This window comes from Mesorhizobium sp. CNPSo 4670 (genome assembly GCF_057784235.1).
Genome location: NZ_JBWJFQ010000032.1, coordinates 45,521 through 67,454, shown reverse-complemented (window position 1 = coordinate 67,454; position 21,934 = coordinate 45,521). Strand labels below are relative to the sequence as shown.

Genomic DNA, 21,934 nt, shown 5'->3' with positions numbered 1-21,934 from the left:
TGCACCAACTCGTCGTCGGAAAGTTCGGAAAGGATGATCTCGTCGTCGGACATTTTGCCTGCGCCAATTGCTTGTCAGTGATTTACGGGCCGCCGGCACCTTTTGTCATAGGTGCCGGCGGCATTTGCTTGCAAGTCTCGGGAGTTAAATCAGGCGTCCAGCCAAACGTTCTGGAAGTCCATTTCGTAGGTCTGGTGCATTCCGTAGTTCTTCACCTTCTTGCTCATGTGGCAGTAGAGCTTCTGCCAGAACGGCTGGATGATGACGCCGGAATCCTGCAGGATCTGCTCGACGTCCTTCATCACCTCCTTGCGCTTGGCAGGATCGGCAAGCGAAAGCGCCTGCTTCAGCTTGGCGTCGAAATCCGGGTTGGCATAGGCCGTTTCGTTCCAGGCCTCGCCCGAGCGATAGCCGAGCGCCAGCACCTGGACGCCCAGCGGCCGCATGTACCAGATGGTCATCGAGTACGGATACTTCGTCCAGTCGTTCCAGAAGGTCGAGCCCGGCAGCACCGTACGCTTCACCTTGATGCCGGCATCGCGCAATTGGCCGGCGATCGCATCGCCAGTGTTCTTCTGCCATTCGTCCTCGACGGTGATCAGCTCGTGCTCGAAGTCGGCCTGCCCGGCATCCGCCATCAGCTTCTTGGCGGCGGCGGCATCGCGTGTCTTCTTGGGTAGCGGATAGTATTCGGGATGGATCGGGGCGACGTGGTGGTTCTCGCCAACCGTGCCAAGCCCGGCGTAGCCGAGCTGCATGACGGCATTGTTGTCGACGGCCATCTGGAGCGCATTGCGCACCCGCTGGTCGTCATAGGGCTTGTGGGTGATGTTGGTGCGGGCAACGAGCGTGGTCGCCGTCGCGACCTCCGATTTCACCAGATCCATCTTATCGAGGGCCTCGATGAAGTCGGCCGGCGTTTCGAAATCGAGGTCGATCTCGCCAGATTCGAAGGCATTCAGCGTGGCGTTGAAGTCGGTGCCGTAGTCGATGAACTCGACACCGTCGAGCGGCGTTTCGCCACCCCACCACTTGCCGTTCTCGCGACGCTTGACGACCGCCTTCGTACCCACTGCATAGGATACCAGTTCGAAAGGTCCGGTGCCGATTGGCTTCTTGATCGGGTCGGCGCCATCCTTGTCGAAGTCGCGATGCACGACCAGCGCCGGGTAGTCGGTGAAGCCCGGTATGATCGCGACGTCGGGTTCAGACAGCTTCAGCTTGACCGTGAGGTCATCGACCTTGGTGATGGCGCCGTCCTTGGCCTTGCCGGTCTTTGTGTCGATCAGCGCGCCGACGCGTGCCGCCATGGAATTGCCGGAAGCACCCTTCTCGCACCAGCGGTTCAGATTGGAGACCACGTCATCGGCGTTGAAGGCATCACCATTGTTCCAGGTGATGCCTTTGCGCAGATGCAGTGTGTATTCGGTGGCGTCGTCATTGACGTCCCAGCTTTCGAGCAGGACCGGCTCGAAAGTGAACTCGTGCGTGTAGCGGACGAGCGGCTCCAGCCAGCAACGGGTGACGTTTGCCATCTCGGTCCAGTCATAGGTGCGCGGATCCTTCTGCGCCTTGACCGACATCGCGACACGCAGCGTTCCGCCCTTTTTCGGTTCATCGGCCAGGGCTTTAGTCGGCGCGGCAAGGCCGATCATGCTATAGGCGAAAGCCGTCGATGCGCCGAATGCACTGGCCAGCGCCAGGAATTCGCGCCGGTCCATAGGGCCTGCACGCGTCTCTTTCGCCATTGTCTCGATAGCGCCCGGCACGCGGTCGCCATTGCTTCTGAAGAGCGTCATGTTTTCCTCCCTTGGTTGTTCCGTCAGGTCTTCGCCTGTCACATCAACTAACGCTGTCCGGCAGTTTTTCCTCACGCCGCGCGATCAAATCCTTGAGACCCTCGGCGATGCCCTCGTCGAGCTTCGGCTCCTCATAGTCGGCCAGCATGTTGCGCGCCTTCTCGCGGCCGCGCGTGTCGTGGTCCTTAGCGCCCTCGGCCTTCCACTGTTCGTACGAATTGAAGTCCATGATGGTGGGCATGAAGAAAGCGGACTCGAAATGTTCGAGCGTGTGCTGGGTGCCGAGGAAATGGCCCTGCGGCCCCACCTCGCGGATCGCCGCCATCGCTTCCTTGAAATCGTCGAACGGAAGGCCGCCTGCATATTTGTACCAGCCGATAAGCTGCTCGCAGTCGGTGGCGAATTTCGAATAGCCGCAGGTGAGCCCCGCCTCCAGCCATCCGGCCGAGTGCCAGATGTAGTTGGCCCCGGCGAGGATGGCGGCGTGCATCAGCATGTTCGCCTCGTAGCCGGCCTGGGCGTCGTTGAGCTTCGAGCCGACATGGAAGCCGGACGTGCGCCAAGGCAGCCGGTATTTCCGCGCCAGCGCGCCCATCAGGTACATCATCTGGGCGGCCTCCGGCGTGCCGCCCATCGGCGCCCCGGTCTTCATGTCGACCGTGACCATGAACTGGCCGTAGATCTGCGGCGACCCCGGACGCAAGAGCTGCGTGAAGGCGACGCCAGCGAGTGCTTCTGCATTGACCTGCGCCACCGCGCCGACGGCGGAGGCCGAGGTCGAGGCGCCGCACAGCGCGAAGGGCGCCAGGATCAACGGCTGGTTGTTGCGCGCATAGATCTTCATGGCGTCCAGCATGGTGGCGTCCCACACCAGCGGCGAGTTGCAATTGGTGATCGACACCAGCACCGGGTTGTCGCGGACGAACTCTTCGCCGAACACGATGCCGGCCATCGCCATCGTGTCTTCGGCGCGTTCCTTCGAGGTGACGATGCCCATGAACGGCTTGTCGGAGTGTTTCAGCGCCGAATGGATGATATGGAGGTGACGCTTGGGCACTGCAATTTCCATCGGCTCGCAGATGACCGAGCTCGACGAGTGCAGCGCCGGCGCCATGTAGGCGAGCTTGTGGAAATTGTTGAGGTCGGCGAGCGAGCCGTAGCGCCTGTTGTTGTCGAGGTCGCGTACATAGGGCGCACCATACATCGGCACGAAGATGGAATTCTTGCCGCCGACGCGGACGGTACGCTCGGGATTGCGAGCATTGAGGGTGAATTCCGGCGGGACCTTCGAGACCAACTCCATCAAGAGCGCACGGTCGATGCGGACACGCGTCTCGGATACATCGGCTCCGGCGGCCTTCCACAGGGCGATCGCCTCATCGTCGCGGAATTCGCAGCCGACCTCTTCGAGGATCAAGAGCGATTCCTGGTGGATCAACTCCACCGCCTCGTCAGGCACCATCTGATAGGCGGGGATCTGGCGCACCAGCGTAGGAAACGAGGCTATGGGGGCGCCACGTATCGCCTTGCGCCCCAGGCGACCGCCGCTTCTGCGGTTGCCGTGTTCGGTCACTGCAACGGCCGGTTCATTCATGGCTACTCATCCCTCCAACAGCCCGTCAACTTAGCGAGACGGAATATAGCTGTGACGCTGGAAAATCCTGATCTCTTGTATAAACTCTCCTTATGCGAAGCCTGCGCCACCTGCTACCCTCCGCCGGCAGCCTGATCGTCTTCGAGGCGGCCGGCCGGCTGTCGAGCTTCACCGCCGCCGGGCGCGAGCTCGGCATGACGCAGGCGGCCGTATCGTACGCCGTGCGCGGGCTGGAGGAACAGCTCGGCGCCAAGCTCTTCCAGCGCCGCCATCGCCAGGTTCTCCTGACGGAGGCCGGCGAGCGCTTCCACGCCGACGTCTCGCTCGGGCTGTCGCATATCCGCAAGTCGGCGGAGGATCTGCGCCTGCAGGCGACCGGCGGCCATGTGACGCTGGCCGCCTCGACCGCCTTTGGCTCGTTCTGGATGATGCCGCGCCTACAGCAATTCCGCGACGAACTGCCGGGCGTTGATCTGCGTATCCAGACCGCCGACCGCGACCTCGACATTATCGCCGAGGGCATCCCGCTCGGCGTGCGCGGCGGCGTGCCGCGCGACTGGCCGGACTATCATTCGCTGTTGCTTGCAGACGAGGAGATCTTCCCGGTCGCGGGCCCCAGCTATCTGGCGAAGTTTGGGCTGCCAGAGACTGTCGCCGAACTTGCCATGCATCGGCTCATCCATCTCGAGGAGCCCTACCGCGAGGCCCCGAACTGGGACGAATGGTTCGCCGCAGCCGGAACCAGCCTCCGTAATGCCGAGCGCGGGTTGCGCATCAATGATTATGCCTTGGTGATTCAGGCGGTCATGGAGGGACAAGGCATCTCGCTCGGCTGGCGGCATCTCGTCGAGCGCCTCGTGGCATCAGGCCTGTTGGTGCCGGTGACCGACCATGTGCTGAGGACCGGCATCGGATTCTACGTCATCTGGTCAAAGAACCGCGAGCTCAGCGACAATGCGCGCAAGGTGAGGGATTGGCTGGTGGCGCAGGCGTAGGCTCGCCAGCGCAATCCGGCGCGTGACCGGATTGCGTTTCGCATGCTGAAGGATCAGACCGAGCCGTCGTTCTTGAGGCCGAGCACGTCGATCTTGTCGATGGTCGGCGGGCCAACGAACAGCGTTTCGGCATTGGCCATCAGCGCCTTGGCAATCTCGCCGGTGAGATGTGCCTGCCGCCCTGTTTCGTCGTGAAAGGCATCGAACACGCCGAAGACGCTTGGCGAAAGCTGCAGGGCGAACCAGATCGGGGTCCTTGCTTCCTGATTGGCCAGTTGCAGCCCGGTTTTGAGGAACGCGGCGACATCCTTCTCCTTGCCGGGCTTGGCTTCGAAGCGTGCGAACAATGCAAGTTTGATCATTTGTCTTCTCCTCGTCGTTGTGCGGCCAAGGCGGCCATCGAAACGACAGTCGCAGCATCGAACCGGAAAGCGTATTGGCAAAAATGACATCTTTGATATCATTATTGCCATGAACATTTCCGTCCTCGCGCTTGATGGCGTCTTCGACACCGGGCTGGCCACGATGCTCGATGTGTTCGGCACCGCCAATGAGCTGGCAGGGATGCTGGCATCCCCGCCCGGCTGTTTTGCCGTGACCATTGTCGGGCTGAGCGACACGGTCCACACCGCGCAAGGCCTTCAGGTGCCGGTCGTCTCGATGGGCAGCGAGCCGGAGCCTGACTGGCTGGTGATCCCTGCGATCGGCCAGAAGATGCCGGGCCTGCTTGGCGAGGCGCTGAAGCGAAGCGACATTGCCAAGGCGACCAAGGCATTGCGGGCTGCCGCCGATGCCGGCGCGCGCATCGGGGCTGCTTGTATCGGTACTTTCATCCTGGCGGAAACCGGCCTGCTCGACCGTCGGCCGTCAACCACGACCTGGTGGCTGGCACCGATGTTCCGGCAACGCTACCCGCAAGTGCGGCTCGATGCCTCGCGCATGCTGATCAATGACGGGCAGTTCGCAACCGCCGGAGCAGCACTCGGCCACATCGACCTCGCTCTGATGGTCATCCGCCAGACAAGCCCGGAGCTTGCGGCGCTGACCGCCAAATATCTAATCGTCGACAGCCGGCCGTTGCAGTCGGCCTATGCCATCTCGGATCATCTCGCCCATTCGAACCCGCTGGTCGAGCGTTTCGAGCGATGGGCGCGCGGCCATCTCGCCGCCGGCTTCAACCTAGACGAAGCTGCCGCGGCACTGGGAGCCAGCAAGCGCACGCTGTCGCGGCGGGTCAACGATGTGCTTGGCAAGACACCGCTGTCCTATTTTCAGGATCTGCGCGTCGAGCAGGCTGTCCATTTGTTGAAGACCACATCCGACAGTGTCGATGAGATCGCCGCGAAGGTCGGCTATGGCGACGGGGTGACGCTGCGCAATCTGTTGCGCCGGCGGCTACACAAGGGCGTGCGTGAAATCCGTGCTGCGAACTGATGCACCGCCCTCGCGATATTGCCTCTCCCGCGCCCCCCGAATCCGCCTATACTATCTCCATGCCCATTCGCCAGCTTTCCGAAACGATGATCAACCAGATCGCCGCCGGCGAAGTCATCGAGCGTCCGGCAAGCGTGGTCAAGGAACTGGTCGAGAATGCGCTCGACGCCGGTGCCGGCAAGGTAGAGATCGTGACCGCCGGCGGCGGGTTGAACCTGATCCGTGTCACCGACGACGGCTCCGGCATTCCCGAACCGGAGCTGGCGCTGGCGATTGCGCGTCACTGCACCTCCAAGCTCACCGAGGACATCAACGACATTCGTTCCCTCGGCTTTCGCGGCGAGGCGCTGCCGTCGATCGGCTCGGTGTCGCGGCTGTCAATCCGTTCGCGGACAGCAAAAAGTGACAGTGCCGCCGAGATCGGCATCGAGGGCGGACGCGTCCTACCCGTCAGGCCGGCGGCGGCCAATCGCGGCACCACGGTCGAGGTGCGCGACCTGTTCTTCGCCACGCCGGCCAGGCTCAAATTCATGAAGGGCGAACGCGCCGAAAGCTCTGCCACCAGCGACGTGGTCAAGCGCATCGCCATCGCCTTCCCCGCCGTACGTTTCACGCTGGCCGGCTCCGACCGCTCGACACTGGAATTGCCGGCGACCGACAACAGCGCGGAAGGCAGCCTGCGCCGCGTCGCCCAGGTGATGGGCGCCGAGTTTCCGGACAATTCCATTGCCATCGACGCGATGCGCGAAGGCGTGCGTCTGACCGGTCACGTGTCGATCCCGTCCTTCACCCGCGCCAACGCGCTGCAGCAATATGCCTATGTCAATGGCAGGCCGGTGCGCGACAAGCTGATTGCCGGCGCCATACGCGGCGCCTTCGCGGATGTCTTGCCGCGCGACCGCCATGCGGTGACGGTGCTGTTCCTGGCGCTCGATTCGGCCGTCGTCGACGTCAACGTCCATCCGGCCAAGGCCGACGTCCGCTTCCGCGATCCCGGACTGGTGCGCGGGCTGATCGTCGGCGCTGTCCGGCAAGCGCTTGCCGATGCCGGCATCCGCGCCGCCACCACGGGCGCTGCCGGCATGATGGCGGCGTTCCGGCCTGGTGCGGCATCCTACGGCCACGGCGGGCCCGCCAACGGCCACCGCAGCTATGAGGCATCCTACCATGCCTCCGGCCCAGCCGGCTTTGATCCGACGCGCTCGCCGCAGCGGCCGCTCGACATGGGGTTCGAAGGGGCGGGTTTCGAGGGCCCCGGTCAGCGCGGCTTGGGCGAAAACGAGCAGGCAGCGTTCGATGCCGGCCCGCTCGCCAGCGCCGATGCACGCGCCGGGCAGAGCGAAGCGGCCGAGACGCTGCTTGGGGCGGTACTGGGTGCGGCGCGCGCGCAGGTGCACGAGAACTACATCGTCGCGCAGACCAGGGATTCGCTGATCATCGTCGACCAGCATGCGGCGCATGAGCGGCTGGTCTATGAGGCGCTGAAGAACGCGCTGCATTCGCGCGCGGTGCCATCACAGATGCTGCTGCTGCCGGAAATCGTCGACCTGCCGGAAGAAGACGCCGAACGGCTGGCGATGCATTCCGAGACGCTGGCCCGCTTTGGACTTGGCGTCGAGCGTTTCGGCCCGGGTGCGGTCGCCGTGCGCGAGACGCCGTCGATGCTGGGCGAGACCAATGTCCAGCAACTGGTGCGCGATCTTGCCGACGAGATCGCCGACAATGACACCGTCGACACGCTGAAGGAGCGGCTGGACAAGATCGCGGCAACCATGGCCTGCCACGGCTCGGTACGCTCCGGCCGACTGCTCAAGGCCGAGGAGATGAATGCGTTGCTAAGGCAGATGGAGGCGACACCCGGCTCCGGCACCTGCAACCACGGCCGGCCGACCTATATCGAGCTGAAGCTCGCCGATATCGAGAGGCTGTTTGGGCGACGGTAAGCATTAACTGCGCAATACCAGGTGAGGCACCTGGTCAGTTCACCAATTGATGATACATCTTGGTTTTAGGAGAGAAAACATAGTCCATCGTATAGTTGGCGCGGCCACCGCGAACGCGTACATTTACGGAAATAATCTCGAACTTTTTTTCCGGCTGCTTTTGAACATTCATATAGATGGGCGTCGTCCACATGCCCGCGCCGCAATTGTCGTCATCGAAAACGATCTCTTGATAGATTTTCTTGCTGCGCTTGTTGATGACTTGCAGCTTCGTCATGCAGACGAGAAAGCCAGCTTTCTCGTAAACCCCGACAAATCTGTGGGTAGCTGTCTGTGCCCAAAAGGGAATCTCGACGGTCCCTTCAATCTTCGCCTTGCCGGTATTGTCGAGGCTTGCGACCTGCTTCAGCGTGATCGGGAACTTGTCCGAGCCCTTGCTCCAGGTCCCTGTTGCGCCGCTTTCGCCAATGTCGAGAGAAAACGGGCATCCGGTGGTGTCGACGGGTGTTTTCGATCTGATGACCAGCACCCGGTCGAATTCCTTGTCGTCGGCAATCTCGCAAAGCGAGACCTTGCTACCGTTGATCTTGCCGTACACTGCTATCGGGCTTTGCTTGGCATCGTAGAAATAGCTCCCCTCGACCGTAATCCCGCTGCCAAAACGTTCATATCTCTGTAGCGACAGATGGACTGGGTTAGGCCCGATGGACCCTTCGTAGTTTTCGACCTGGTACCAGCCCGCGACGGCTTTCCCGGTCAGCAGCAAAACGCAAGAGATTACCGATATGAACAGCTTTCCCATTTCGTCCCCCAGCAAAGGCAGCTCACCATAGCAGCCCATCCTCTGGGTGTCTGCATGCTGGCGGATACGGTTCCCAGTTTAAGTCAGGAAACGGTTCCAACATTTTGTTTTAACGCTTCAAATTCACCACGATGACGCCGCCCAGTGCCAGTGCGCCGCCGAGCATGCCGAGCAGCGTCGGCACTTCGCCCAGCCAGAAGAAACCGATCAGGGCGGACATAGGCGAAACCAGATAGAGGAAGTTCGATGCCCGTGCGGCCGGTAGCCGCGACAGCGCGGTTGCCCAGGCGGCATAGGCGATCAGGCTGGGCACGATGCCGAGAAAGAGCACCGCGCCGAGGCCGGCTGTATTGGCAACCGCTGCCTGTGCAAGGCCGCTCGGCAGGAAGGGCGCCAGGCAGAGCGCGCCGAGCACCATGTTCGAAGCCGAAATGGTCAGCGGGTGGTGGCGGGCGAAGAGCGGCTTCTGGACGATGGTGTTGACGGCCGAGCACAGCGCCGAACCCAGCACCAGCAGCGCCCCGGCGTCGAAATGCAGGCCATCCCCATCGCCGATGGCGATAATGCCGATGCCGGCGAAGGAAATGGCGGTGCCAACCCATGCCATGCCGGAGAAGCGTTCGCCAAGCAGCGCCATCGCCATGATGGCGGTGAAGATCGGGCTGACATTGATGATGAAGCCGGCAGCGCCGGCCGAGACGGTCAGTTCGCCGAAATTGAGCATCGCCGTGTACAGCGCCACGAAAATGGCGCCGCCAAAGGCCAGGCGCCACAATTCGTCCAGCCTGGGCAGCGCCGGACGCTTGACGGCGAGGAAGATCGCCGCCGGCACCGCGGCGATGGCAAAGCGCAGCGCGCCGAGTTCCAGCGGCCCGAAGGCGGCAAGACCGGCACGGATGGCCGGAAAGGCAGAGGCCCAGCCGACCACTGTCAGCGCCACCGCGATGGCTGCCGTGGTGTCCATCCGTTGTGTCGGATTCAACGTGCTGGTCATTGCGCTCATCTCATAGTCCTCGTGTTGCCGGTGCCCTGAAATGCAGAAAACGCCTTTTCGGGCCGGTTGACAAACGACCAAATCGAGGATCAGCTGTGACTATGGATCACAGCTCAGACACAATGGTGCCTCTCGAAACGCTGCGCGCCTTCGACGCGGCGGCGCGGACCGGCAGCTTTTCGGCGGCCGCTGAAAAGCTCAACATCACCCACGGCGCGGTCAGCCGGCAGATCGCCAAGCTCGAGGATTGGCTTGGGCTGAAAGTGTTCGATCGCGGCGCGCGCGGTGTCTCGCTGACGATCGAAGGCAACCGCCTGCATCTGCGCACGGCGGAAGCTTTCGCGCTGATATCGACCCATTCCGACCGCTGGGTCGAGCCGCGCGGCACCGCGGTGGTGCGGCTGACCTCGATCCCTTCGGTCAGCGGGCTGTGGCTGATGCCGCGCATGGCGGCGCTGGAGAATAATCCTTCCAAGCTACGCATCGTGCTCGACGTCGATATCCGCCAGGCCGACCTTGCCGATGAGGGCATCGATCTGTCGATCCGCTGTGGACGCGGCGGCATTCCGGGTCGCGTCTCGGTGCAGCTTTTCGAGGAACATGTTTTTCCCGTCGCGTCGCCCGAGCTTGCCCGCGAGATCGGCCGCGGTGACCCTGCCCGGCTGCTCAAATTTCCACTGATCAACGATTCCGATGCTTCGGCCTGGCGTGCCTGGTTTGCCGCGCAAGGCATGGATTACCGCCCCCGCCCACAGGACCGGCGCTTCGAGGACTACAACCTGGTGCTCGACGCCGCCGCCTACGGGCTCGGCATCGCACTGGCGCGCCCACCCCTGACCGGGCATCAATTGAAATCGGGCCGCATTACCGCCGTCGACGAGCGTACCGCGCTCAATCCGGTGTCCTATTGGCTCGACCGGCCGACGGGACGGCCACGTGCGGCAGCGGCAGAACTGGCGCGCCGTATCGCGGTGCAGGCAGGACTTGCATCGGAAAAGATGGAAGCCTTTATCGAGGCTGAGGGTTAGCGCATCACCATCAGAACGAACCCGACGACCGCCGCGGCCAGCAGCCCGGCAGTCAGCGACATCAGCCCGACACTCGTCTGCCTGTTTTCAGGCCTGGCCGCTTCGTTCGGCCCGGCTGTTGCACACCCTCGCCTGGCCACGGCATCGTTGTCATGCGCTTGGCGCAACGGCAACAGCGCGGATGCGGGAAGCGGAAACCATGGCAAGGTCGCCGGCCTTGCCGGGGCACCCTCATCGCCCGTTGTCAAAGGCAGCGCCAAGCCACGTTGTACCGTGTCGCCGTCAGTTGGTCTCCTCGGCGCAGTGGACACCGATGCGGCGTCGCTGGCTGTTTCGCCGTCCGGTTCCGCGAGTGCCAGATAGGCCTGGATTATTTCGGCCGAGGCTGTCTGCTGCGCTCTAACCGCTGTCGCCTGCGACAGCATCGGCAAAGGCAGTGTCGCCGCTGGGCGCACGGGTACGCCGGATGGCGCCGGCGGCGCGACCAGCGCCTTCACCAGCGCCGTTTTGACCGGATCGGCCCTTGACGACGGAACGGCCTGCGGCGTCATTGCTTCTTTGAGCAAGGCGGCAAGACGAGCGGAGGAAATGTCCATAGCGCCCCGACAACAGCATTTTTCCACCCAACAATGACCGATCAGCATTGTCTCAGGCTTGTCACCTGCTTGACCTTGCCGCCAATTTATGGCGATGAAATCCTCATGAACCTCGGCGCCGCTGCATGATGAACCGTTTCGAAGGCCCTGGCGGCAAGGAAGCCCGTATCCGCTATCTCGATGGCGACTTCCAGGTTACCAGCCCTGGCGCTTTCGTGCGCTGCGCGGTGACCGGCGAAAGCATCCCGCTCGATGAGTTGAAATACTGGAGCGTCGCCAGGCAAGAGCCCTACATCAACGCTGCCGCTTCGCTGCGCCGCGAAATCGAAGTGCAGCCGGAGCTACGCAGCCGGCGTTGATGTTTGCGCAAGTCGTTTACGCAAGCCGGGTAACGCACTTCAGGACGACAGGTCAGCCCTTCAACTTGCGTTGGCGCCAGGCGTCGAGCGTCTCGTCGATGATGCGCTCCGGCACGCGATCAAGCTCGAAAACGGTTTTGATTTCCAAGACTTCGAGTCGGTCGAGAAAGTCCTGTGGAGCGCCGTGCCGCAACCGGGCGGCGTCCTTGGCGGTGGTGATGAGGCCGAGCCCTTCGGCACGCGCCGTCGCCGCCAGTTCGGCGAGCTCGTCCTCGCCATAGAAATGATGGTCCGGAAACGGTCGCTTCAACGCCAGTTCGCCGCCGGCCTCGCGCACCGTGTCGAAGAATTTTTCGGGATGGCCGATGCCGGCGAAAGCGAGGAACCGCTTGCCGGCAAGCCCCTGCTTGCTGCTCGGTTCGGTGTGTGCCTCGAAGATCGGCCGGGCGGCGCGTGCCGCCTGGCGGACCACGGCGTCGGCGGCAGTGCCCTCGCCCATCTTCAACAACCCGCTGGTGAAGACCAGTTGGTCGACGATCTTGGCCCTTAGCGGACCACCCGGAATGACGCGGCCATTGCCGATGCCGTAGCGGGTATCGACGACCACCAGCGCATAATCGATATGGATGCGCGCGCTCTGGAAGCCGTCGTCCATGATCAGGAAATCGCAGCCGTGCCTTTCCAGCAGGAGCCGGGCGCCGGCGGCACGGTTCGGCGTCACCGCCACCGGGGCGTGTTCTGCCAGGAGCAGCGGCTCGTCGCCGACATGCCTGGCGCTGTCATGATGGGCGTCGACGACATGCGGCTCGGCGAACGACCCGCCATGGCCGCGCGACAGGAAACCGGGTTTGAGCTGCATGCGCTTGGCCTGTTCGGCCAAGGCGATCGCCACCGGCGTCTTGCCGGTGCCGCCAACGGTGAAATTGCCGATGCACAGAACCGGCGCCTCGATCTTCTCGCGCCGGGCGCGCCGCATGCCGCGGCCGGCGACGAGCGCATAGATGGCCGACAGCGGCGACAGTGCCAGGACCCGCCAGTCCGGCTTTTCCCACCAGAATGGTGGTGCTTCGGAAGCCACCTTAGCGCCCGTCCGCGCCCTTCAGGCGCGACTTGATGACCAGAGGCTGGATGTAGGGTTCAAGCGATTTCAGCGTGCGCGCCAGCGCGCCGCGCATCTCGTCGACGGTCGCCACGCCAGCCGCCATCATCTCGTGACGCGCCACTTCATTGGTCAGCAGGAAATTGACGGCGCCGGCCAGCATGTCGCGATCGCGCACCAGCTTGGCGCCGCCGCTGTCGAGCAGGCGCTGGTAGGCCTCACGAAAATTCTGCACATTGCGCCCGGCAAGAACCGCCGTATCGAGCATGGCCGGCTCGAGCGGGTTCTGGCCACCCTCCGAGGTCAGCGAGCGGCCGACAAAGGCGATTTCGGTCAGCCGGAGATAGAGCCCCATCTCGCCGATCGTGTCGCCGAGCAGGATATCGGTGTCGGCGGCGATCCTGTCACCCGTGCTGCGCCGCGCGACCGTCAGGCCCATGCCCGAAATCTGTGCCGCAAGCGCCTCGGCGCGATCGGGATGGCGCGGAACGACGATGGTCAGAAGACCATGATGGCGTTTGTGCAGCGTCGCATGGACCTCGGCGGCGACCACCTCTTCGCCATCATGGGTCGAGATCGCCGCCCAGGTCGGGCGGGCGCCGATCTGACGCCGCAGGGTCGCCAGCACCCGTTCGTCGACGGGCGGTGGCAAGGTATCGACCTTGAGGTTGCCCGACACGGTCACCGGGCGGGCGCCGAGCGCAAGGAAGCGCTCACCATCGACATCGGACTGGGCAACGACATGGGCGAGATTCTCGAACAGCGCCTCGGCGATGTTGGCGCGTTTCTTCCACGAGGTGAACGAACGGTCGGACAGCCTGCCGTTGACCAGCACCTGCGGCACGCGGCGCGCGCCAAGCTCAAGAATGGTCATCGGCCAGATCTCGGATTCAGCGATGATCGCCAGATCCGGCTGCCAGTGATCGAGAAACCGGCTGACCGCCGGCTTGAGGTCGAGCGGGACATATTGGTGGATGATGCGATCGCCGAGGCGCTCGTCGACGACCTGCGCCGAGGTCACCGTGCCGGTCGTCAGCACGATGTTGACGCCGTAATCGAGAATGCTTTCGACCAGCGGCACGACGGCCAGGGTCTCACCGACGCTCGCCGCATGGATCCAGATCATCGGCCCCTCGGGGCGCGGTCGGCCGGCGACGCCGTAGCGCTCCCGGCGGCGGCTGCGGTCTTCCTTGCCGCGCGAGGTGCGCCAGGCGACATAGGGCCCAACCAGCGGATAGGCGGCGGCACCGGCGAAACGGTATGCCGTCAACATGGTTCGCGCCCAGCGACCGCTCATCGCGGACCATCCACGAGACGGTAGGCCTCGGCGGTCGCCGCGTTGAGCGCGACCGTGATTTCCTGGCGCTTGCGCTCCATTTCGGCTTCGTCGGCGCCGGTCGGCACGAAGATCGGCGCGCCGATGACGATCGACGAGCGGCCGAACGGCAGGTTGATGGTGGTCTTGTCCCAGCTCTTCTCCAGCACCTTACGGCGGCTGGTGGTGATGGCGACGGGCAGCAGAGGCCGGCCGGAGAGGCGTGCCAGGAGAACGATACCAAGCCCCGCGTCACGCGGCGTGCCGTGGGGAATGTCGGCGATCATGGCGACGTTCTTGCCGGCGGCGAGCGACTTTTTCAGGGCGATGAGCGCCTTTGCCCCGCCCTTGTCGAGATGTCTGGCATTTTCACGCCCGCCCGAACCGCGCACCGCCTCGATGCCGAATTTCCCCAGCATCAGCGCGTTGAGCTCGGCATCGGCGCTGCGCGAGACCATGGCGACCAGCGGCTTGCGCCTGGGATAGTAGGCTGGGGTCAACAGGTGCTGGCCGTGCCACAGGGCGATGATGCCGGGCTCGAATTCGGCATAGGCGCTGCTCGAAAACCGCGCCGACCCATCGACGACGCGATTGGTCAGGCGCACCAACCGCACAAACTGGGCGAACAGGCTGGCGATGGCGTTCTTGACGAATCGCGACTGCGCCAGCGGTTCGCGAATCCTGCGCCAGAAGGCCTTGGTCGTGCGGCTGCGCCCCCTGCGCGCGGGCGTGGGTTCAGTGGCTGGCTCTTTCGCCAGGTCTTGCTCCATCGAGGTCAACCGACAGCCTTGTTGTCGGGGTCCAGCAGCCGGTGCAGATGAACGACGAAATAACGCATGTGGGCATTGTCCACGCTGGCTTGCGCCTTGGCTTTCCACGCCGTGTGCGCGGATTGATAGTCCGGATAGATGCCGACGATGTCGAGCCCGTCGAGATCGCGGAACTCGGAGCCGCCAAGCTTCGTCAGCTCGCCACCAAACACCAGGTGCAAAAGCTGCTTTTTTCCGTCTTCCGCGGCCATGTCGGTCCTTCACATATCGTGAGTTTGTGACAGGTCTAGACCAAAGCCGTCGACTTTGGAACCTTCGAAAACGCTTTCACCCATCCAGCCCGGCAATGACGGCGGCGAGCACGGCCAGCAGTTCACCGCTGCCGGCGGCGAGCGCGCCGTGGCGGGTCACCTCGCCGGCATAGAGCGGCGAGCGGCCATGCCGGTCGAGCAACTGGCCGCCGGCCTCGCGCAAAATGAGATCGGCGGCGGCAATATCCCAGTCATGCGCGTTCGGCTTGACGAAAGTGGCATCCAGCGCGCCATTGGCGATCATGGCCAGCCGATAGGCGAGCGACGGGCTGTAGGGCGCCCGCTTCAGTCGCGCCTGCCAGTCGGCAGGCATCAGGTCGGTCAACTGCTTCAGCCCGGAAATCTCGGCCGTATCCGCCAGCTTGCGCACCGCGATGCGCTTGCCGTTGCGGAAAGCGCCCTCTCCGGGCAGCGCCCAATAGGTCTCATCCATCGCCGGGCATTCCAGCACGCCGGCAAGCGTGCGGCCACGCTCGACGACGGCAACGCTGACGCACCAGGTGCGCTGGCCTTCCAGGAAGCCACGCGTGCCGTCGATCGGGTCGACGACGAAGGTGCGGCGCGCCGAAAGCCGAACCGGATCGTCGGCCGTTTCTTCCGACAGCCAGCCATAGTCGGGCCGCGCCGCAAGCAGCGTCTGGCGCAAATAGGCGTCGGCGGCATGGTCGGCCTCGCTGACCGGCGATGTGCCGCCCTTCATCCAGACTTGCGGGTTGTTGCCGAAGTAGCGCATGGCGATGATCCCGGCCTCGCGGGCGGCATCGCGCAGCAACGGCAAATCCTCGGTAGCACTGGCAGAGATCAGGTCATGCTCCGGCAAGGGTCATGCCTTCGATCAGGAGCGTTGGGGCGGCGGTGCCGAAATTGCGGTCGAGGTCATCAGCCGCCACCATGTTGAGGAACATGGTCTTCAGGTTCGAGGCGATGGTGACCTCGGCGACGGGATAGGCCAGCGCACCATTTTCGATCCAGAAGCCGGAGGCGCCACGACTGTATTCGCCGGTGACCATGTCGACGCCCTGGCCGAACACCTCGGTGACGTAGAAGCCGGTCTTGAGCGATTTGATCAAATCCTCGGGCGACCGTTCGCCCGGTTCGATGGCGAGATTGGTCGAGGACGGCGAGACGGACGAGCCGCCGCGCGAACCGCGCCCATTGGTGACGAGACCAAGCTCGCGCGCGGCCGATGTCGACAGGAACCAGTGGTTGAGAACGCCTTTTTCGACCATGAACAGCTTCTCACCCTCGATGCCTTCGCCATCGAACGGACGCGAGGCCTGGCCACGCTGCCTGAGCGGCTCGTCAGTGACGGTGATCGCGGAGGCGGCCACCTGCTTGCCCATCATGTCGCGCAGGAACGACGTCTTGCGCGCGACGGAGGCGCCGTTGATGGCGCCGGCAAGATGGCCAGCGATGCCGCGCGCGACGCGCGGGTCGAACACAACGTCGATCGGCCCGGTCGCCGCCTTGCGCGCGCCGATGCGGCGCACGGCACGTTCGCCGGCCTTGCGGCCGATGTCTTCAGGCGCATCGAGATCGGCAAAATGCTGGCGCGAGGAGAATTCATAGTCGCGCTCCATGCCGGTGCCTTCGCCGGCAATGACGCTGGCCGAGCGCGAGAAACGCGACCCGACATAGTGGCCGAGGAAGCCGTGCGAGGTGGCCAGCACTAAGCCGCCGAGACCGGCACCGGCACTGGCTCCGGCCGAATTGGTCACGCCCTTGACGGCAAGGGCCGCCGCTTCCGCCGCAAGTGCTGCATCCTTCATTTGATCGGCCGACACCTCGGTGGCGTCGAACAGGTCGAGATCGCGCGTCTGTTTCACCAGCAATGCCGGGTCGGCCAGCCCCTGATAGGGGTCCTGCGGCGACACTTTCGCCATCGCCACTGCACGCCCGGCCAGGCTTGCCGGATCGGATGCCGCGGTTGCCGAGACGCTGGCCACCCGCCCATCGACGAAGACGCGCAGCGAGACATCCTCGCTCTCGGCCGATTCGGTACCCTCGACCTTGCCGAGCCGCACCGACACACCGGTCGAGCGGCTGCGCACGGCGACCGCGTCGGCGGCATCGGCGCCAGCCTTCTTGGCAGCTTCGACCAAAGCCGCGACGCGATCGGTCAATTTTGCTGCATCTGTAATATCGGTCATGCGCGTGATCCTGCTGGCGCGGCGAGCTTTGGCCGCAGCCACCATCTATTGTTCCGGTCCGGCTTGTGCAATGGCATGGGCTTCAATCAAAATGCATCGGTTCACGGTTCACATCGCCAACCGAGGCATGGTAACCCGGCCCGCAGCCCGCTCGGAGCATTTTCGATGACGCCTTTCCATCTCGCCTTCCCGGTCCGTGATCTCGATGAAACCCGAGTTTTCTATGGCGAGGTGCTGGGCTGCGCGATCGGCCGCTCATCGGCGACCTGGGTCGATTTCGACCTTTTCGGCCACCAGATGTCGGCGCATCTGCGGCCACAGGCCACGCCAGCCACCAGCGACGGCAAGGTCGATGGCATCGTCGTGCCGATCCCGCATTTCGGCGCCGTGCTCTTGATGGACGACTGGCAGCGACTGGCGACGCGGCTGGAGGCGCGCGACGATATCGACTGGCTGGAACGGCCAATGGTCCGCTTCAGGGGCGAGCCCGGCGAACAGGCGACGCTGTTCATCCGCGATCCCTCCGGCAATGCGCTGGAATTCAAGGGCTTTCGCTCGCTGGAGCAGGTTTTCGCACACTAGCAGGAACCAGCAGCCGGATTCTGATCCGGTCGATCAGCGGCCGAAACGATCCGCCGCAAAGGGCGCCAAATGCGCCGGGTCGCCGCGTCCGCCGATCAACTGAGCGACCAGGCGCGCCGTGATCGGGGCGAGCGTCAAGCCGAGATGGCCATGGCCGAACGCATGGATCACGAGCGGGCTGTTCCGCGAAGAGCCGATGACTGGCCGGGAATCCGGCAGCGACGGGCGAAAGCCGAGCCATTCCGAGGAAGGTGAGCCTAGCTTGGGAAAGAATTGCCTGACGCCGCGATCGAGCAGTGCCAGCCGGCGTGGATTTGGCGGCGCGGCAAGCCCGCCGAGTTCGACGGTTCCGGCGATCCGCAGCCGGCCGGCCATCGGCGTCATGTAGAAACCGAGATCGACGGGACAGACAGGCCGGGTCAGCAACTGTGCGTCGGTCCGGAATTCCAAGTGATAGCCACGCTCGGTCTCGAGCGGGACATCGTTGCCCGCCAGAGCGGCCAGGGCGCGCGACCGTGCTCCGGCGGCGATCACCACCGTACCCGCCTTGATGCTGAAGCCGGCACCGCTGAGCCGGACAGCACCGGTCTCGACCTGCAAACCAGTAATTGTCGCTTGTGTTACCGATGCACCGCGGGCGATTGCTGCACCGAACAGCCGCTGCATCACCGCCTTCGGATCGGTGACGTTCGTGGAATCCGGGAAGAACAAGCCACGCGTCCCGCTTGCCGGCAGCCCGGGCTCGAGTGCCGCCACTTCATCTGGCGTCAGAATCTCCTGGTGGACACCAAATCCGGCGCGCATTGCCCGGCCGCCAGCCCCAGCGGCAAAATCGCTTTCGCGGCGATAGAGGTAAAGGCAGCCATTGCGGCGCAAGAGGTCCTGCAGACCGGCCTCCGTCACCATTTCTTCCCAGGCCGGCAAGGCGTCGGCGAGCAATCCAGCGAGCGCCTGCGCATTGGCACGGGTGGTCGCCGGCAGCGATTGTCTGACAAAGCTGACCAGCCATGGCGCCAGTTGCAACAGCGCCGGCCAGCGCAGCGAAAACGGGCTGTCGGGATCGAGCAGCAGTTTCGGCAGCGCGCGCAGCACGGCCGGATTGCCAACCGGCATGCAGGCGTATTCGGCGATCGTGCCGGCATTGCCGAACGAGGCGCCGGAACCGGGCTCGTTGGGATCGATGAGCAGGACTTCGCGCCCCTCGGCGGCAAGACGGAGCGCCGTCGCCAGCCCGACCACACCAGCGCCGACGATGGCGATTTCGACCGTCTCGGAAGAAGCTGACAATCTAGGGTTCCTAAACAAAGCCTGGCAGTTGCAAATGGCCGGCCGCGAGCAGATCGGCCATCGTGGTCAGCGCGGTGCGCAGATCGTCCAGCGAACGGGCGGCGCCGACATTGATGCGCACCCCGTGCTGCACCGGTTCGCGGCCGACCGCGAAGGCATCGCCCGGAAGGACGGCCACGCCGCGCTCCAGGCAGGTTTGGGCGAAGCCGGCACCGCGCCAGGGTTCGGGAAGGCGCAGCCAGGCATGGGTCGAGGTGGCATGGCTCTGGACATCGTAGCGACCGAGGATTTCGCTCAGCAGCGCCTGGCGCTGGCGCAGTTCCTGCTTCTGGGCCTCGATGATGCGGGCGGCCGCGCCTTCTTCGATCAGCCGCGTGCCGATCAGCGCCGTCAACGGACTGATGCTCCAGCAGTTGATGCGCAAGGCCGCCGCGACCTGGCCGGCTATGGTGCGTGGCGCGATTACGAAGCCGAGGCGCAGACCTGGCGCCAGGCATTTCGACAAGGCGCCGATATGAACGGTAAGTTCGGGCTCGATGCTGGCCAGCGATGGGGGCGGATTGTCCGCCAGCGGGCGATAGACGTCATCCTCGATGATGAGGACGTTGTGACGCCGGGCGACCGCCACCAGTTCGTGCCGGCGCTGTTCGCTGAGCGTGATCGTGGTCGGATTGTGCAGCGTCGGCACCAGGAACACAGCGCGCGGGCGCTGTTGCGCGCAGGCTGCCTCGAATGCGTCGGGCCGCATGCCGCCGCGGTCCATGCCGATGCCCCTGAGATCCAGTCCATGCACGCGGCACAGCGCGTTGATGCCCTGATAGGTGACCTCGTCGGCGAGAACGACCTCGCCCTGCCTGGTCACCGCGCAGAGCACGCAGTCCAGCCCATGCTGGGCGCCGGCCGCCAGCACCACGCGGCCGGGATCGCCGTCGCCGGCAACCGGCCGCATCCATTCGGCGATCGCCGCCCTCGCCCATGGCGGCCCTTCGGGCGGATGGTAGTCTTGCAGGGTCGGGTAATGGCGATCCTTCGACAGGCGCGGCATAAGCAGCGCCAGCGCGTCGAGATAGGCGGATGTGGCCGGCCGGTTGACGGAAAGGTCGATGACGCCGGTGTCGTCGCTCGGCGCCGAGACGAAGCCCGGCCTCTCGCCGGCGTCGCGGGCCGCGACCGTGGTGCCGCGCCCCGGCCGCGCTTCGAGCAGGCCGCGCTGCTGCAGCGTCGACAGCGCGCGCGTCACCGTGGTGACGTTGATGCCCAGCGCCCGAGCGATCTCGCGCTGCGGCGGCAGCCGGTCGCCGACGGCGAGCGTGCCGGCAGCGATGCGTTCGGCAATCGCATCGGCAAGGCGGCGATAGACCGGACCTTCATCCGAGGCGAGTTGGAGGTCTTGGAGCATGCGGCTTTCGGTGGGTTGATACGATCTGGCTACCGGCGCATCTAGCATAAGACAATGCTCCGGACAATAGCACTTGTCTGACCTCAATTTCAAAACATGACTGCATAAAACTCACACAATCACGTAAAAAGCCGCTTGACGGGCAAACTTGTCTGCATCTATGGTCCATCAGACATAGATTGTGTGAGCATACAAGTTCGGATAGCCGCCTTTGCGCGGCCAGCGCGATGCGAGACCCGACATGCACGACAAGCAACAGCTCCTTTCGACTCACAGCCCCTGTAGCCGTATAGGGGAAACCTGCCGGTGATGACCAAGGCGGCACCCTTGTCGGTCGAAAGCGCCGGGCCTGGCGCCGATGCCGACCGCCAGGGATTCGTTGAGTTCGTCGACGTCGAGAAATCCTATGACGGCCGCGCCTTCGCGGTGACGCGGCTGAACCTCAGTGTCGCACGCGGCGAGTTCCTCACCCTTCTCGGCCCCTCCGGCTCCGGCAAGACGACGACGCTCAACATGCTTGCCGGTTTCGAGCGGCCGACCAACGGCGTCATCACGCTGGAGGGCCGCTCGGTCGACCGGCTGCCGCCCTATGAGCGCAACATCGGCATGGTGTTCCAGAACTACGCGCTGTTCCCGCACATGAGCGTGGAAGAGAACGTCGCCTTCCCGCTCTCGGTCCGCAAGATCGACAAGCCGGACATCGCTTCCCGCGTCAGCCGCGCGCTGGACATGGTTCGGCTCAAGCAGTTCGGCGACCGGCGGCCGGCCCAGCTTTCCGGCGGCCAGCAGCAGCGCGTGGCGCTGGCACGCGCGCTGGTGTTCGAGCCGAGTCTGGTGCTGATGGACGAGCCGCTCGGCGCGCTCGACAAGAAGCTGCGCGAACACATGCAGCTCGAGATCAAGCAGTTGCACACGATGCTCGGCGTCACCATCGTCTATGTCACGCACGACCAGAGCGAGGCGCTGACCATGTCGGATCGCGTCGCCGTCTTCAACAATGGCGGCATCGCCCAGCTCGGCTCACCCGACGATCTCTACAACACGCCGCAGAGCTCGTTCGTGGCGAGCTTCATCGGCGAGAACAACACGCTGGCTGGCAAGGTCGAGCGGGTAATCGGCAAGGAATGCCGCATCGCGCTGGATGGCGGCGGTGCAATCACCGCGCAAGCCATCGGCGTCGCGGATGGTGCTGCCTGCCATGTCGCCATCCGCCCCGAGCGGCTCAGCCTCGCAGCCGGCGGGCACGCCGAAAACAGGCTGGCGGCGACGGTCGATGGCCGCATCTATCTCGGCGACCACCAAAGGCTGCTAGCCAGGCTCGAAAATGGACAAGTGCTGACCGTCAAGGTCGGTCCGGAAGCGACCATGGCGAATGGGGAGCCGGTGATGGTTTCCTGGACGCTCGGTGATTGCCGCGCCTTTCCGGCCGATGCCGGAACGGGCGGATCGAAGTCAAAAACAACAGGGGAGTAATACC

General features: G+C 64.3%; 21 protein-coding genes. 7 read left to right on the top strand and 14 right to left on the bottom strand.

Annotated features, from left to right (window positions below; all coding sequences use genetic code 11):
- Positions 1 to 149 precede the first annotated feature (149 nt).
- Positions 150 to 1,799 carry an ABC transporter substrate-binding protein gene (locus tag AC0ZT5_RS33280; RefSeq protein WP_488499890.1) on the bottom strand — a complete coding sequence of 550 codons (1,650 nt, stop codon included), beginning with the start codon at positions 1,797 to 1,799 and terminating at the stop codon, positions 150 to 152.
- A 43-nt stretch (positions 1,800 to 1,842) separates the two neighbouring features.
- A complete protein-coding gene (locus tag AC0ZT5_RS33275; protein WP_488499889.1) occupies positions 1,843 to 3,393 on the bottom strand; it encodes a trimethylamine methyltransferase family protein in 1,551 nt (516 codons plus the stop codon).
- Between the two features lie 92 nt (positions 3,394 to 3,485).
- On the opposite strand from AC0ZT5_RS33275, the gene AC0ZT5_RS33270 reads away from it, so the two are divergent.
- Positions 3,486 to 4,388: a LysR substrate-binding domain-containing protein gene (locus AC0ZT5_RS33270; protein ID WP_488499888.1), complete on the top strand. Its 903-nt coding sequence runs from the start codon at positions 3,486 to 3,488 to the stop codon at positions 4,386 to 4,388.
- 53 nt (positions 4,389 to 4,441) lie between these two features.
- Here AC0ZT5_RS33270 and AC0ZT5_RS33265 read toward each other — a convergent pair whose 3' ends face one another.
- The gene (locus tag AC0ZT5_RS33265) at positions 4,442 to 4,750 is read right to left on the bottom strand and encodes a putative quinol monooxygenase (protein ID WP_488499887.1); all 309 of its coding nucleotides are present in this window, start codon (positions 4,748 to 4,750) and stop codon (positions 4,442 to 4,444) included.
- Positions 4,751 to 4,859: 109 nt separating this feature from the next.
- On the opposite strand from AC0ZT5_RS33265, the gene AC0ZT5_RS33260 reads away from it, so the two are divergent.
- Positions 4,860 to 5,822, top strand: coding sequence for a GlxA family transcriptional regulator (locus AC0ZT5_RS33260; protein ID WP_488499886.1), 963 nt, complete (start codon positions 4,860 to 4,862; stop codon positions 5,820 to 5,822).
- Positions 5,823 to 5,881: 59 nt separating this feature from the next.
- The gene (mutL, locus tag AC0ZT5_RS33255; protein ID WP_488499885.1) at positions 5,882 to 7,765 is read left to right on the top strand and encodes a DNA mismatch repair endonuclease MutL; all 1,884 of its coding nucleotides are present in this window, start codon (positions 5,882 to 5,884) and stop codon (positions 7,763 to 7,765) included.
- Positions 7,766 to 7,799: 34 nt separating this feature from the next.
- Here the strand turns inward: mutL and AC0ZT5_RS33250 are convergent, their stop codons facing one another.
- The gene (locus AC0ZT5_RS33250; RefSeq protein ID WP_488499884.1) at positions 7,800 to 8,567 is read right to left on the bottom strand and encodes a hypothetical protein; all 768 of its coding nucleotides are present in this window, start codon (positions 8,565 to 8,567) and stop codon (positions 7,800 to 7,802) included.
- A 109-nt stretch (positions 8,568 to 8,676) separates the two neighbouring features.
- A complete protein-coding gene (locus AC0ZT5_RS33245) occupies positions 8,677 to 9,570 on the bottom strand; it encodes a DMT family transporter (RefSeq protein ID WP_488499883.1) in 894 nt (297 codons plus the stop codon).
- A gap of 92 nt (positions 9,571 to 9,662) precedes the next feature.
- On the opposite strand from AC0ZT5_RS33245, the gene AC0ZT5_RS33240 reads away from it, so the two are divergent.
- Positions 9,663 to 10,589 carry a LysR substrate-binding domain-containing protein gene (locus tag AC0ZT5_RS33240; protein WP_488499882.1) on the top strand — a complete coding sequence of 309 codons (927 nt, stop codon included), beginning with the start codon at positions 9,663 to 9,665 and terminating at the stop codon, positions 10,587 to 10,589.
- Here the strand turns inward: AC0ZT5_RS33240 and AC0ZT5_RS33235 are convergent.
- Positions 10,586 to 11,185: a hypothetical protein gene (locus AC0ZT5_RS33235; protein WP_488499881.1), complete on the bottom strand. Its 600-nt coding sequence runs from the start codon at positions 11,183 to 11,185 to the stop codon at positions 10,586 to 10,588. The genes AC0ZT5_RS33240 and AC0ZT5_RS33235 overlap by 4 nt on opposite strands.
- Positions 11,186 to 11,310: 125 nt before the next feature.
- On the opposite strand from AC0ZT5_RS33235, the gene AC0ZT5_RS33230 reads away from it, so the two are divergent.
- The gene (locus AC0ZT5_RS33230) at positions 11,311 to 11,544 is read left to right on the top strand and encodes a DUF2093 domain-containing protein (RefSeq protein WP_095085946.1); all 234 of its coding nucleotides are present in this window, start codon (positions 11,311 to 11,313) and stop codon (positions 11,542 to 11,544) included.
- Between the two features lie 52 nt (positions 11,545 to 11,596).
- Here AC0ZT5_RS33230 and lpxK read toward each other — a convergent pair whose 3' ends face one another.
- The 6 genes from lpxK to AC0ZT5_RS33200 form a co-directional block, all read right to left on the bottom strand.
- Positions 11,597 to 12,622, bottom strand: coding sequence for a tetraacyldisaccharide 4'-kinase (gene lpxK, locus AC0ZT5_RS33225; protein ID WP_488499880.1), 1,026 nt, complete (start codon positions 12,620 to 12,622; stop codon positions 11,597 to 11,599).
- A 1-nt stretch (position 12,623) separates the two neighbouring features.
- Positions 12,624 to 13,940 carry a lipid IV(A) 3-deoxy-D-manno-octulosonic acid transferase gene (gene waaA / locus AC0ZT5_RS33220; RefSeq protein ID WP_488499879.1) on the bottom strand — a complete coding sequence of 439 codons (1,317 nt, stop codon included), beginning with the start codon at positions 13,938 to 13,940 and terminating at the stop codon, positions 12,624 to 12,626.
- Positions 13,937 to 14,728, bottom strand: coding sequence for a lysophospholipid acyltransferase family protein (locus AC0ZT5_RS33215; RefSeq protein WP_477290928.1), 792 nt, complete (start codon positions 14,726 to 14,728; stop codon positions 13,937 to 13,939). Before AC0ZT5_RS33215 ends, waaA begins: the two co-directional genes overlap by 4 nt.
- A 5-nt stretch (positions 14,729 to 14,733) precedes the next feature.
- Positions 14,734 to 14,979 carry a DUF4170 domain-containing protein gene (locus tag AC0ZT5_RS33210; protein WP_457151737.1) on the bottom strand — a complete coding sequence of 82 codons (246 nt, stop codon included), beginning with the start codon at positions 14,977 to 14,979 and terminating at the stop codon, positions 14,734 to 14,736.
- A 76-nt stretch (positions 14,980 to 15,055) separates the two neighbouring features.
- Positions 15,056 to 15,859: a 3'(2'),5'-bisphosphate nucleotidase CysQ gene (locus AC0ZT5_RS33205; protein WP_488499878.1), complete on the bottom strand. Its 804-nt coding sequence runs from the start codon at positions 15,857 to 15,859 to the stop codon at positions 15,056 to 15,058.
- Entirely contained in the window at positions 15,846 to 17,189 is a 1,344-nt protein-coding gene (locus AC0ZT5_RS33200; protein WP_488499877.1) for a TldD/PmbA family protein, read from the bottom strand. Before AC0ZT5_RS33200 ends, AC0ZT5_RS33205 begins: the two co-directional genes overlap by 14 nt.
- A gap of 165 nt (positions 17,190 to 17,354) precedes the next feature.
- Here AC0ZT5_RS33200 and AC0ZT5_RS33195 point away from each other — a divergent pair, with 165 nt between their 5' ends.
- Positions 17,355 to 17,771, top strand: coding sequence for a VOC family protein (locus AC0ZT5_RS33195; RefSeq protein ID WP_488499876.1), 417 nt, complete (start codon positions 17,355 to 17,357; stop codon positions 17,769 to 17,771).
- Between the two features lie 33 nt (positions 17,772 to 17,804).
- Here AC0ZT5_RS33195 and AC0ZT5_RS33190 read toward each other — a convergent pair whose 3' ends face one another.
- Both AC0ZT5_RS33190 and AC0ZT5_RS33185 read right to left on the bottom strand, forming a co-directional pair.
- On the bottom strand, positions 17,805 to 19,058 hold the full coding sequence (locus tag AC0ZT5_RS33190; RefSeq protein WP_488499875.1) for an NAD(P)/FAD-dependent oxidoreductase: 1,254 nt from the start codon (positions 19,056 to 19,058) through the stop codon (positions 17,805 to 17,807).
- A 10-nt stretch (positions 19,059 to 19,068) separates the two neighbouring features.
- Positions 19,069 to 20,457, bottom strand: coding sequence for an aminotransferase-like domain-containing protein (locus AC0ZT5_RS33185; RefSeq protein ID WP_488499874.1), 1,389 nt, complete (start codon positions 20,455 to 20,457; stop codon positions 19,069 to 19,071).
- A 309-nt stretch (positions 20,458 to 20,766) separates the two neighbouring features.
- Between AC0ZT5_RS33185 and AC0ZT5_RS33180 the strand changes: the two genes are divergently transcribed.
- A complete protein-coding gene (locus AC0ZT5_RS33180) occupies positions 20,767 to 21,930 on the top strand; it encodes an ABC transporter ATP-binding protein (RefSeq protein WP_488499873.1) in 1,164 nt (387 codons plus the stop codon).
- Positions 21,931 to 21,934 lie beyond the last annotated feature (4 nt).